The sequence below is a fragment of the Haliscomenobacter sp. genome (genome assembly GCF_965225875.1).
In the GTDB taxonomy this organism is placed as follows: domain Bacteria; phylum Bacteroidota; class Bacteroidia; order Chitinophagales; family Saprospiraceae; genus Haliscomenobacter.
Map to the genome: position 1 here is coordinate 2,866,348 of NZ_CBDDBS010000003.1, position 12,756 is coordinate 2,879,103.

9 protein-coding genes are annotated in these 12,756 nt (G+C 46.0%); 2 read left to right on the forward strand and 7 right to left on the reverse strand.

The genetic code is table 11. From position 1 onward, the window contains the following. Positions 1 to 28: 28 nt before the first annotated feature. Positions 29 to 640 (forward strand): L-threonylcarbamoyladenylate synthase, encoded by a 612-nt coding sequence (locus ACO08K_RS31430; RefSeq protein ID WP_421800466.1) that lies wholly within the window; start codon positions 29 to 31, stop codon positions 638 to 640. Between the two features lie 58 nt (positions 641 to 698). Here the strand turns inward: ACO08K_RS31430 and ACO08K_RS31435 are convergent, their stop codons facing one another. Beyond that, positions 699 to 1,214 carry a hypothetical protein gene (locus ACO08K_RS31435; RefSeq protein WP_421800467.1) on the reverse strand — a complete coding sequence of 172 codons (516 nt, stop codon included), beginning with the start codon at positions 1,212 to 1,214 and terminating at the stop codon, positions 699 to 701. Positions 1,215 to 1,737: 523 nt separating this feature from the next. Between ACO08K_RS31435 and ACO08K_RS31440 the strand changes: the two genes are divergently transcribed. Next, on the forward strand, positions 1,738 to 2,079 hold the full coding sequence (locus tag ACO08K_RS31440; protein ID WP_421800468.1) for a hypothetical protein: 342 nt from the start codon (positions 1,738 to 1,740) through the stop codon (positions 2,077 to 2,079). Between the two features lie 40 nt (positions 2,080 to 2,119). Here ACO08K_RS31440 and ACO08K_RS31445 read toward each other — a convergent pair whose 3' ends face one another. From ACO08K_RS31445 to folP, 6 genes are all read right to left on the reverse strand, one after another. Beyond that, a complete protein-coding gene (locus tag ACO08K_RS31445) occupies positions 2,120 to 2,497 on the reverse strand; it encodes a hypothetical protein (RefSeq protein ID WP_421800469.1) in 378 nt (125 codons plus the stop codon). Between the two features lie 69 nt (positions 2,498 to 2,566). Then, complete coding sequence (locus ACO08K_RS31450; RefSeq protein WP_421800470.1) at positions 2,567 to 2,845, reverse strand: hypothetical protein; 279 nt, start codon at positions 2,843 to 2,845, stop codon at positions 2,567 to 2,569. Positions 2,846 to 3,062: 217 nt separating this feature from the next. After that, a complete protein-coding gene (locus tag ACO08K_RS31455; RefSeq protein ID WP_421800471.1) occupies positions 3,063 to 3,617 on the reverse strand; it encodes a hypothetical protein in 555 nt (184 codons plus the stop codon). Positions 3,618 to 4,084: 467 nt separating this feature from the next. Next, positions 4,085 to 4,459 carry a hypothetical protein gene (locus tag ACO08K_RS31460; RefSeq protein ID WP_421800472.1) on the reverse strand — a complete coding sequence of 125 codons (375 nt, stop codon included), beginning with the start codon at positions 4,457 to 4,459 and terminating at the stop codon, positions 4,085 to 4,087. Positions 4,460 to 4,844: 385 nt separating this feature from the next. Next, entirely contained in the window at positions 4,845 to 11,693 is a 6,849-nt protein-coding gene (locus ACO08K_RS31465; protein WP_421800473.1) for a PKD-like domain-containing protein, read from the reverse strand. 173 nt (positions 11,694 to 11,866) lie between these two features. Then, the gene (gene folP, locus ACO08K_RS31470) at positions 11,867 to 12,709 is read right to left on the reverse strand and encodes a dihydropteroate synthase (RefSeq protein WP_421800474.1); all 843 of its coding nucleotides are present in this window, start codon (positions 12,707 to 12,709) and stop codon (positions 11,867 to 11,869) included. Positions 12,710 to 12,756: the final 47 nt, after the last annotated feature.

Genomic DNA, 12,756 nt, shown 5'->3' on the forward strand with positions numbered 1-12,756 from the left:
ATTTTGAAAAACAGGGGACAAACCTGGAATGAACTACATGAAGATGACCTATACCAACGTAAAACAAATGGCGCAGCATTACGATTTTGAGGGCGTAGAAAAAATTTTGTCATCTGGAGGACTTGTACTGCTGCCGACAGATACCCTGTGGAGTATTGCCTGTTTACCCAGCCAAACCGCTTCTCTCAATCGGCTCATTCAACTCAAACGCCAAAAATACGCGGATAATTTTGAGCTGATGGTCAATTCTATCTCCATGCTCAAGCATTATGTCGATCATTTGCATCCGCGCCTGGAAACCTTGCTGGCCTATCACCTGCGCCCGCTGACCATGATTTTTGACAATCCATCCAATTTATCCCCCTTGGCCTTGAATGCCAACGGACAAATCCACATCCGGATCGTACAGGACCCTTTCTGCGCCGGACTGCTGGAACAACTCAACGAACCTCTCATCAGCACCTACGCACATACCCATGATGCCGTGCCTCCAATCAATTTTGGGGCCATCAGCTCCGAAATCATCCAGGGCGTGGATTATGTAGTGAAATACCGCCAAAATGATAAAAACATGGATGAATTGCCGGTGATGGTGAAGTTGTTGGAGGACCAGGAGGAGTTGGAGTTTGTGCGGGAGTGAGGGGAATGACGAATGATTCGAATGACGAGTGACGAATGGGGCGCTGGTGCCATCCTAATTATGCATCAAAAATATCCTTTCGATAAAAAGGATTTCCCCATCCGTAATTTTCATCAATACTATGCTTCATTAGAAACTCAGGAATACCAGGGACTTCAATCTTATTTTCCTCTAATACTTTTACAATTGTGGCTAAAAACCCGTGGGTTTCTTTTGAACCATTGACGATACTAGCGTAAAGATCTTTAGTCCCGATTTCAAAAATCAACTCAAAAATCACAAAGTACTCCTTAGGAATTGTTGAATACATTCTTTTCAAAAGGCTATACTGCTCCGATGTAATGCATTCAAAATCAAATGTATTATATTCCCCTTCTCCCATTATTGAAAGGGGAGTAATTTCCGCTGTTATCATATGCCATGCTCCTGGATTTGAATAGGTGTATGACCAAAGGGTATCTAACAAAAACTGCCAACGGTTATAATCATACCCTAACTTTTGTAGGGTTTGCTCCAGGCATAAAATCCCATAAGCTACCCGGGCGCGGATTGAAAGGGCTAGGAAAATTTCCATTGATTCATCAATTTTATACTGAGGTATCAAAACAACTGTTGTTATCCAGGGGAATTTAAGTCCGATGAGTCTGAGTTATCAAATCCCAGGCTTTTCCCCAGATTCAGAACATACTCATAGAATTCTTCTTTGAGTAAAGGGGTGAAATCCACGTCCTCACCCGTGTAGTAGTCAATATATATTAAAGTAAAAAGAGATGGCTGAGCGTAAAATTCCCCTGTACTGAAATCAAAACCCTCCATCCTAAGTCCACCTGTGGGTAACATCACTGTTCTTACGGGTCGGCTTCCTAATAGGCCATACATTGGTTCTAAACCCATAGCAATGTTTATTCGTAAATGCTAAAATCAGCGCATTAAGCACCACCTGTTTGTCTTTTCTGATTTATCTTGCTTGCAAAATACAAAATAGTGCAGGTTTCAAATCAACTACAGCCGTGGAAGTATTTTAATTTAGAGTAGTCCCTATTGTCCGGGAATTTTCTATTTTTGGATTTAACAGAATCATTTCTAAACTATGTACTATGCCCAGACTGGAACGAATTTTATTTAAAAGCGAGCAGCCATGGCTTACAATAACCATCAAGGCTGTTATAAATGATAATGCATTAGGAGTTATCGGTCATGACAGTGGAGAGATAGTAAAAGGTATAAAAGGTCAAACAGGTTATCTTTACGAAGTTTGGACACAAGACAATAGTTTGGAGCTTTTTATGCAAAAACTTTCCGTAGCAGAAGGTATAAATTTTGATCCTGAAACGCTCATGGACTGGTTGGCAAAAAATTACAATACTAAGAACGCCGATACAGAAATTGGAAAGTTGCTAGAAACACATGGGATCCGAGTGAGTTGGTTTTTTGATTGAGCCAGGATAACACAACATTTTTTTGTTCTAGCAGAGGTATTTACATTTTGGCTAAATTTTGTTTCAAATCTCGAAAATCCCCCATAAGCTCCTTTTCAAGAAACAGTCTAATAAATTCAAAATTATGTTTTAAATTTATCAGAGTTTCATCATCATTCTCGCTAAAGGAACAATCAACTTTTGGGCTTTCCTTATATTCATATATTTTCCATAAATAATAGTTTTTTTTATCCATCTCGTCAATCAAAAGAATCTGTATCCCTGGGTAATACCTATCAAACCCAAGGTCAATTGAACAATAAGAGTTGCTGAATTTTATAGAATAATCTGTTTTTTCTTTAACTGAGAATTCTTGCCCTGAGGGTAAGTGTTCTATAAGCTCCCTGATCAAGGGATAGTATTGACTAACTTTGTCCATATTCAAATTTTAAAATGCCATATTCATGCCGAATGGCTGTACAGATGCCATTTTATCCCAGCGCTGCTTCTATTTAATGAGACTTACATCCAGCGAGTCTGAGGTATCAAATCCCAGGCTTTTCCTCAAATTCAGAACATACTCATCGAATTCTTCTTTGGGTAAAGGGGTGAAATCCACGTCCTCACCCGTGTAGTAGTCAACATATATTCTAGTGAGGAGAAACTGCTCAGGTTCAAATTCCCCAGTCGAAGAGTTGAAACCTTCAATAGTAAATCCACCTGTTGAAAAATAGACTGTTCTTACAGGCCGACCTGATAATAGGCCATACATTAGGGCTGAGTCCATAGCAATTGTTTATGCGTGAGTACCAAAATCGGCGCATTATACGCCAACAGTTTGTCCTTTCTCATTTGTTCTCCTTACAAAATACAATAATAGTGCAGATTTCGAACCTAAATCGAACCGCGGCAGCGGTTAAATTTTGAAAATGTTCCGATTTTATCACATACTCAATTTAATTCACATTGCGCTGGCGCAGACTTCTCTTTACCAGCTGAAGATATCAATAAAGGGGGTCAACTTTATTGTAAAGAAAACGTCCGTCTGCATATACAATTAAGTCTATTCGTTGATAATAGCCTATTAGGATTCTTTCTGTTTCTGCAAGTGCACAAAAAACTGAGAAAATTTTTGACCCTGATTGGAATTTAGTCTCATCAAAATCATTTTCCGTTAGTTCCGGAAAGGAACATAATTCCATTGATATAGGCCCCCCTGATGTCATAAAGCCAATAAAACGAATAGCTTCAAAATTCTCGCTACTAATGCTTTTGTAACTATCCACCGCTTCCCATATAAGACTGGCAAACAATTCTTTATTGGCCTCATAATTGCTGACTAATTGTTCATCTGCCTCCATCCGCTTTAATTCACTCTCTCGATAAATTTCAAGTGGAGTATATACGAATGTCCCTACTTGGTTATCTAAAACTTCATTATGTTTTTGGATACCAGAAAGGATTAATGCTGGTATTTTTTCAGGAAATGCCTTACAAGTCCTGTTTCTCGAATAATGCTCACACTTTATACAATGCCTTCTGCTATCTTGAATACGCATGCCTTGAACTTTTAAATGGACTTGAAGTAAGTTAAACAGTTCGTCATCCCGAATTTTAATTTCAAGAAAGCAGTTAGGATCACGGAGTGATTCACTCTTATATAGCCGTGGTCTGCGGTAAACTGAACAGAGGGATGTATCACAACCGCGGCAGCGGTTGAACAAATCGGAGCGTAATTCAACCGCTACCGCGGTTGCAGAACCTCACAAAACCTATAAGTCCGCGGACGACCACGGCTATGCAAGATTCAACCGCTGCCGCGGTTGAAGTTTCAAAATTTGGGATGATCCATGTTTTTTATTTACAAATTTATTGTACTTGATCAATTCACCAAAAAAATCACCTTATTGATTATCAAATCACCTTAAGTCTTTTCAAATCTCGAAAATCCCCATAAGTTCCTTTGCAAGAAATAATTTTATAAATCCAAGATCATAGGTGCCATAGTTGAGTTTGTATTTCAAAATCAGTGAACCCAGAATATTTCAGCTGCAGGCTCTTCTGCCTCATTAGCATAAAGTTTTTCAAAAAAAACATCAATTTCAGGAAATGGAATCCTAAAGTCATGTCCAGGACCCTGAGCTTCAAATTCAGCCCAAGCGACAATATCTCTTGGATCTGCTTTTAACACACGCAATAGTTGCTTTTCGATTTTATCAACATCTCCATGCGCTAAAAATACGATACTTCGGCTAATTTGAGCAGGTGTGTGATAATCAACAGGTTTCCTGTAAATTTCAATTAAAATACTTTTTACTTTCGTCGCATCACTTGCTGTGAAATCTTTGTCAATACGATCCACAATGTCTTGATCTATTGTATCCAGGGCTATTCTTTTCATCCTACCATTCTCCTTCTAATGCAGAAAATTCAGTTTCGATACAAAGCTTCAGTTCTTCTGCTTCGACATCATCAATCTTTCCTGCGAATTCCAGAACTGCTGATTTATTCTCCCGCTAAGGCATACTCGTCTTCTTCATCAACTGTACATAGTGGTAAAGTTGATTGAGCAATGAAAAGTCCTCTATCTTCTGATATCCAACAAAAGTTGTTTCTGAATAGTCATTTATTGATTATTTGTTTTTAAAAATATACCAATTAAAGGGAAGTTCCAAATAATTTTTTGCTGCATCGGCCAGGATGTTTCTTCTTACAAACAACAAGTGACGAACCCCGCCCCAAACCCGGGGCGACCATTCGTCACTCGTCATTCCTTTATTCGTCACTTACTTCAGCACCACCATCCGCTTCGTCTCCACGAATTTTGCCGTTTCCAGGCTGTAGTACAACACCCCGGAGCTACGCAGCGCTGCCGCCTCTACATTCAGCAAATTCCAACCCTTGCTGTATTCGCCCTGAATTTGGTACAGCACCGCACCCTTCACATCCCGCACGGTCAGTTTGGTTTGGCTTGCTTCGGGGAGGTAGAAGCCGATCTGGGTATTGCCCTGGAAGGGGTTGGGCACGTTTTGTAACAGGACCACCTTTTCCGCTGCGGGTTCTTGAGCCGCTTCTACCATGTAGTCCAGTAAAGCTGGAGCAATGGGCTTTTGAGTTTGGAGTGGTTTGTCCAAACTGCCTTGTTTTTTCGCCAAGTCTTTTGGCTGGGAGGCAATCTCAGGCAGTTCAGTTTCTCTGAAACCTGGGGCCCCTTGCACGGTAACCACCACATCGAAAGAAGCACCCAAAACATCGTCTCCGGTACCATTGTTGTCGCGCCAATTCGGGCCATTGGTATAAGGCACAATGGTGTACACGACCACGGCGGGTTGACGGGTGCGGTTTTGCAGAACATTTTCCTCAAACACCGAGCCACGCGGGCGGGTATAGGGTGCTTCGCTCACACCCTTCACACTATCCGGGTTGCTGATGGCTTGTACCAGGTATTTTTTCCGTTTTTTGGGTTTTACTTGATTGACTTTGATTTGAGGTGCGGTATTGTGTGGGATGGTTTCCCGGAAAGCGGTGGGCTCTGCCTCCGGACAACGTTTGCCCATGCTGTTCACCTTTACCACCACCGTGATGGGTTCGCCAATACAACCCGCTGCCTGGGAGCCTACTGGGGTGATTGTATACGTTACTTCGGTACGTTTGCGCGTCAGGTTGACCAGGAGTTCGTCGATGGCGTTGACGCCAAAGGGCACTCCACTGCCACTTCCGAGGCCCACCCGGGCTTTGCCATAGGTTGCTGTCCAATTGAAGGTAGCACCCGGTGCGGCATTGGGATTGAGCACGGTGACATCAGCGGGAATGCCACTACAAATGGTTTTCCCACTGGCTGCTGCATCCGGAATGCGGCCAATCACTACAGTAACCGGTTTTACATCGAAGCAGCCTGTGCTGGCAATGGTACCCTTGATGTAATACACTCCGGCGTCGGCGCCCTGAGGGTTGGCAAAAGGCAAGGTCGTTGCCGCATCTCTCCAGTAAGTAAGGGTAAGCCCAGTGCTAGAACCTGCCGTAATCGCCGCTTCCCGCAAATCGACCAAAGTGGTACAACGTGGCGCAGGGTTATTGGTAATCAGTGTTGGTTTTGCATTTACCGTTACCGTCACCTGAGTGTTGTTGGGGCTGTTGCAACCATTGGCACTGAGGGCAAATTGGTAAACCACATTCAGGCTACCCGCAGTAGTATTGAGCAAACTTTCATTGATGTTACCGCTGCCACTGGCCGCCGCATTGCTGATGCCGTTTACGGCTGCCCGAGTCCAGGTGAATTGAGCTCCGCTCACATTGCTGCTTGGTGCATAAGTAAAGGCAGTGCCACTACAAATAGCCGCCGGGTTGAGGTTACTATTCAAACTTGGAATCGGATCGATCGACTTGTTCACGGTGAAGGTAGCCGGGTTGCTGCAACCATTGGCACTCAATGTAAAAATGTAAGAAGCGGTAATCGCTGCATTGGTCGTATTGGTCAGCGTTTCAGTGATTGGTCCAAAACCACTGGCCGCTGCATTGCTAATGCCACTTACGGCTGCCCGCGACCAACTGAATGTGGTTCCTTGCGTTGCGCTCGTAGGCGTATACGTAAAGCTAGTTCCACTACAACTGCCCGCCAGGGCCAGATCAGAACTGAGGGTAGGCAGTGGATTCACCGTCACGACCACACTATTGCTGATGGTATTGGCGCAAGAATTGGCACTAATCAAGTACACGTAGGTAACATTGATAGGCCCGGACGTCGTATTGGTCAGGGTTTCGTTGGGATTACCTGAACCGTTCGCCGCTGCGTTGCTGATGCCATTCACCGCTGCGCGACTCCAGGAGAAAGTAGCCCCAGCCGTCGCACTGGTAGGGGTGTAAACAAAATTAGCTCCGCTACAAATGGCCGGCGGATTTATCGTGCTGCTCAGGGTTGGTTTGGGATTTACCGTCACCGTCACATTGTAAGTCGTTGTATTGACACAACCATCCACATTCAAGGTATACACATAGGTTACACTGACTGGGTTGGAACTCGTATTGGTCAGCGTTTCATTCGGGTTCCCTGTACCACTTCCGGCTAGATTGCTGATGCCGTTGACCGTGGCCCGAGTCCAGCTGAAAGTCGTATTGGGCATCGAACTGGTGGGCGTGTACGTGAAGATCTGCCCGCTACATATACCCGTCGCAGTAGTTGCACTGGTCAAAACCGGGAGGGGACTCACATCAACCTCTACATTGAAGCCAAGCGGGTTGTTGCAATTGTTGGCACTGAGGCGATAAACATATACAACTGTGATGGATCCATTGGTTGTGTTGGTCAAAAGTTCTGCCGGATTTCCTGTCCCATTGGCAGCAGGGGCAGTGATGCCTTGCACAGCTGCACGCGTCCAGGTAAAAGTGGTACCCTGAGTCGAACTTTTGGGTAAATAGCTAAAAACAGACCCACTACAAATATCTGGTGCGTCCAGGTCGCTACTCAGGGTAGGTAGCGGATTGACCGTTACTTCAATGACACTTGGTGAAGCTGCGGAGCAGCCATTGGCGGTAAGGGTGTATTGGTAAATGGCACTCAGTGGAAATGCAGACCCACTGGTCAACGTTTCATTGACATTACCATTCCCACTACCCGCGGCATTGCTGATGCCACTTACTGCGGCACGGGTCCAGGCAAAAGTAGTATTCGCTACGTTGCTCGTTGGGGTATAGGTAAAGGCAGTACCGCTGCAAATAGCGGGTACATTGACAGTACTCGTCAGTCGTGGACTTGGTTTTACACTCACCGTTACATTAACCGGGTTGGGGTTACTACACCCGCCAGAGCTGATTGTAAATGCATATACCACATTGACTGCGGTAACAGTAGTGTTTTCTAAAACTTCGACTAACTGCGTACCTGTGCCGCTACCTGCTGCATTGGAAATCCCATTTACTGCCGCTCTGGTCCAGCTGAACGTAGCATCGAATGCTCCACTCAATGGCGTGTAGGCAAACTTATTTCCACTACAAATGGCGGGCGGGTTGAGTTCACTGATCAGGGTAGGAAATGGTTTTACACTCACCACTACATTGAAAGTTTGTGGGTTGCTGCAACCATTGGCACTTAAGCGGTATACGTAGGTGACTCCTACGGGCAAATCGGTGGTATTTGTCAAGGTTTCGTTTGGATTTCCGGTACCGTTGGCAGCAGCATTGCTGATTCCACTCACGGCAGCCCGGGTCCAGGTAAAGGTGGTGCCTTCTACAGCACTGGTGGGGAGATAACTAAACACAGTACCGCTACAGATGGCGGGCGGTGTGCTGCTGCTGCTCAAGGCTGGCGGCTGATTGACCGAAACGCTGACGTTGGCCGTGGCTGGGTTGGTACAGCCTGCTGCGCTCAGTGTGTATGCATAAACCACATTAAGCGGGCCGTTGGTCGTATTGACCAATGCTTCATTAGGGTTCCCGGTTCCACTGGCCGTCGCATTGCTGATGCCCGACACTGCCGTACGTGACCAGCTAAAAGTAGTACCTTCAGTTGCACTGGTAGGAGTATAGCTGAAGGTCGTACCGCTACAAATCGCCGGCGGCGTAAGAGTGCTACTCAAGCGGGGAATGGGTTTAACCCTTACCGTCACATTCTTCGGATTTGGATCCGAACAACCACTGGCACTCACCGTATAGGCATAAATGACAGTTACGGTATCCGCTGTGGTGTTCACCAAGGTATCACTAGCCGCTCCGGTTCCACTTTTTGCGGCATTGCTGATGCCATTCACTGCGGCTCTGGTCCAGGTAAACGTGACATTGTTGCTACTGCTCGTAGGAGTGTACACAAAAGGAGTACCACTGCAAATTGCGGCTGGAATCAGGGTACTGCTGAGCAAAGGGCTTGGATTCACCGTTACCGTAACATTGACAGGAGTCGGGCTGGCGCAGCCACCCAGCGTAGCGGTGTACTGATAAATTACGTTTACCGGGTTGGTAGTGGTATTGAATAAAATTTCATTGATCCTGCCGGTATCGGTCCGCGCTGTATTGCTTATTCCTTCCACTGCAGCACGAGTCCAGTTGAAAGTTGCTCCAGCCCGATTACTGGTAGGGATATAGCTAAAGCTTGCACCACTACAAATGGCAGGGGGAGTGAGGCTGCTGGTTACCTGAGGAATTGGGCTAATTTTTAGTTTCAAACTTGGCGGCATCGGGTTGCTACAGCCGTTGGCGGTCAAAGCGAAAACATAAGTTACCGTGACTGCAGTATCCCCGCTATTGTTCAGGGTTTCACTAATGACTCCGGTTCCCATGCTGCCAGAGTTGCTGACTCCATTTACAAAGGCGCGGGTCCAGCTGATGGTGGTTCCGGTGGTGGAGCTACTTGGGGTGTAAGTAAATAGCGTCCCGGTACATTGCATAACCTGGGCAGTGGGGCTAGTCAGCTTGGGGATGGGATTAACCTTGACTTGTACGCGGAATGTATCCGGCTGAAGGCAGCCCCCGGCACTTAAACCAAAAAACTCGTAGGTCACCATCACCGGGTTCGCCGTCGTATCATTGAGGGTTTCGCTGATGGGGCCCATCCCGGTCGCTGCGGGATTGCTAATTCCTGGTACCGCTTTACGACGCCACTTGAATGTTGCACCCGGCACATTGGTGGTAGGTGTATACGCAAAACTGGTTCCACTACATACGGCGGGTGGGGTTAGCGTACTGGTCAGGATTGGCAAGGTTTTAAAGCGTATAATAATGGTATCCCTATCCGTTACCGGCATGCTACAAGTATCCCGCACTATACAGATGATGGTATCCAGATGAGCCAGTGTATCAATGGTAATTGTTTTACCCTTTTTGAGGAAATCGCCATTCAAGTACCACTCAAAAGTAGCCGTAGTATCGGCCAAGGTTGCCATGGCTTTAAAGGTAACCGTATCACCTGGACAAATAGTGTCGTTCGGCATAGCAGTGATGGTCACTGAGGTCGTGGGGCAATTGGCAAATACAAAACCCGGCAAGGTCAAAGTATCTCCTGGAACGAACACTGCTACTTCACCTGAAGCGCCAGCACCCACTACTGCTTTTATTTTAAGGGGATTAACAACCTGAAAAAAGCTGGCCATAGTGCCTCCAAAGGTAACCTTGGTGGCTCCCGTCAGGTTATTGCCCGTAATGGTGATGGTATCGCCAGGGCCGCCAGTCATCGGGCTGAAGGAGATGAGGGAGGGCGGGAGGTCAAAGGCGGTACGAAAAACAGAGACCGTATTGGCATTCTGGTTTATAACAGCAAAATCAGGAATATTATCTCCAGTTAAATCTACAATGGCATTGGCAAAAGCTGCTGTACCAGTTGTTAAATCTACTTTGGTTTCCAAAATGATGTTTCCGCTGGTACTATTGTTTTTGAAGATAGAAGCTGTAGATGGAGTAGTCGTTGAACTAGCATTATTGGAAACCGCTATTTCAACCTTGCCATCCCCATCTAAATCGCCAACTGCAATACGAATTGGAGTAGTACCTGTAGTAAAATCTACTTTTGTGGCAAATCTGACGGTATCCACCTTGCTGGTATTGCGCAAAATGGTCAATTTCACACCTTGATCAACCACCAGAGCATCCAGTTTGCCATCCCCGTCAATGTCACCCAAAGTGGTTCCAAAAGGAAAACTACCCGCATCAAAATCTGCCTTGGCTACAAATGATATGTTACCACTAGTACTGTTATTGCGGAGAACTGAAATGGTGCCTGACTGGGCATTCCCCGAAACGATATCTAACTTACGATCACCATCGATGTCTCCAATGGCCAGGGTAAAAGGTTGGCTCCCCACGGGAAAGGTAATCCTGCTGGCAAAGGAGAGGGTACCAACTGTACTGGTGTTGCGGAGGACGGATATGGTTCCGGCCGAAGAGTTGGCAATAGCCAAATCGGGCTTTCCGTCTCCATCCAGGTCCCCGATTGCAATGGCCTGCGCAGCCCCTCCAGCGCTTGAGTCAATGCGGGTAGCAAAGGTCAATTCATCCCCACTGGAAGTGTTTCTGAATAAAAACACCCTACTTGCCGTTGAACTGGTTGCGGCAATGTCCAATTTGCCGTCGCCGTCCAAATCGTCAACCGCAACTCCGGTCGCCCCTGCATTCAGTGTCAAATTGACTCTGGGCCGAAAAGACACTGCATTGCCCGTGCTATTGTTGCGGTAAATCCGGATCGATTGAGTAATGGAATGGCAAATCACCAGATCTGGCTTCCCATTGCCATCCATGTCGCCAGTGGCTAAGCCGCTAGGGCGGGTTGCTGTCACGGAATCCACCTTTGCCGCAAAATTCATTGCACTGATGCTCAGACCAGAACTAAACGTAACTTTAAAAGGCAGCGTACTTTGAGCGCGCAACCCACTCACTGTGTTCAACACCGTAATGGGTTGGTAATTGGAGCCTACTGGCACCGTAACCGTCAGTGTAGTAGCAGTTGCTGCATTTACAGTAGCTTTTACCGGGCCAAAATAAACCACGTTATTGGCTGCAGTGGTGTTGAAGTTGGTTCCTGTGATGGTAACGCTGCTACCGATGGGCCCAGAAGTTGGAGCGAAGCTGGTGATGCTTGGAACTTGGGCAGAGAGGAAACTTCCTATCAGGCATGCCGATAGGAGAATGCATAGTTTTTGGATCATAGTATTCATGGTGATATAATTATCAATAGACTTGCGTTTTAATGTACCACTCAAAAAATGGCCTCATTTCAACAAGTACAATTCCCATCCGGCAAAAATAACTTTTTCTATTGTTATGATGGTTTTTTACCCATTTAATCTAGGTTATAATTGAAAAAAAATAACAAGCATAGATTTTTTTCTTATTCATTTTCAAGCATTTCCCACAAACGAATCACTTCAGCAGCGGGTTTTACATCGTGTACGCGCAGCATTTTGGCTCCTTTTTGTAAGGCAACCATATGTAAGGCGGTAGTACCATTGAGTGCCGCCTCCGGCTCTATTTCCAACAAGCGATAAATCATGGATTTGCGGGATAAGCCAGCCAAAATGGGGGTATCCAAAATCTGGAACACCTGCAAGTATTTTAACAAAGTGTAATTGTGGCTAAGGGTTTTGCCAAACCCAAAACCAGGGTCAAGTACAATATCCTTCACACCCAATGCCCGTAATTTGCCTACTTCGGCAATAAAAAAGTCGAGCACTTCGGTCACCACATCATCGTAATTGGGGTTCTTTTGCATGTTGCCCGGTTGTCCCTGCATGTGCATGAGGATGTAAGGCAGGCCCAATTCAGCCACCGTTGGGTACATACTGGCATCTAGCCGACCGGCGGAAATATCGTTGATGATGCCCACCCCCAGCTCCGCTCCTACCCTCGCGCTGTGGCCGTAAATGGTATCGAGAGACAAGATTGCCTCCGGAAAACGTTTCACTAGGGTCTCAATGACTGGAGCAATCCGTTGCGCCTCTTCCTCAGCACTGATGATGGTCGCACCCGGGCGAGAGGACATGCCACCAATGTCCAAAATTTGGGCACCTTCATGCAGCATTTTTTCTGCCTGCTGTACAATGGCGTCCAATGCGGTGAACCGACTACCTGCATAAAAACTATCTTCCGTTACATTGATGATGCCCATGATGACGGGCCGAGAAAGATCGAGGAGGCGTCCGGCGCAATTGAGGGTGCTTTGTGGATTGAGCATTGATTTAATTTTTGTTTGGGCGACCCTAGGTGGTCGCCCAAAAAACA

Bases quoted from the DNA above. Each gene is read 5' to 3' on its own strand.
- ACO08K_RS31450 (WP_421800470.1), bottom strand. From the start codon at position 2,845: ATGGACTCAGCCCTAATGTATGGCCTATTATCAGGTCGGCCTGTAAGA.
- ACO08K_RS31440 (WP_421800468.1), top strand. From the start codon at position 1,738: ATGCCCAGACTGGAACGAATTTTATTTAAAAGCGAGCAGCCATGGCTT.
- ACO08K_RS31430 (WP_421800466.1), top strand. From the start codon at position 29: ATGAACTACATGAAGATGACCTATACCAACGTAAAACAAATGGCGCAG.
- ACO08K_RS31455 (WP_421800471.1), bottom strand. From the start codon at position 3,617: ATGCGTATTCAAGATAGCAGAAGGCATTGTATAAAGTGTGAGCATTAT.
- folP (WP_421800474.1), bottom strand. From the start codon at position 12,709: ATGCTCAATCCACAAAGCACCCTCAATTGCGCCGGACGCCTCCTCGAT.
- ACO08K_RS31445 (WP_421800469.1), bottom strand. From the start codon at position 2,497: ATGGACAAAGTTAGTCAATACTATCCCTTGATCAGGGAGCTTATAGAA.
- ACO08K_RS31435 (WP_421800467.1), bottom strand. From the start codon at position 1,214: ATGGAAATTTTCCTAGCCCTTTCAATCCGCGCCCGGGTAGCTTATGGG.
- ACO08K_RS31460 (WP_421800472.1), bottom strand. From the start codon at position 4,459: ATGAAAAGAATAGCCCTGGATACAATAGATCAAGACATTGTGGATCGT.
- ACO08K_RS31465 (WP_421800473.1), bottom strand. From the start codon at position 11,693: ATGAATACTATGATCCAAAAACTATGCATTCTCCTATCGGCATGCCTG.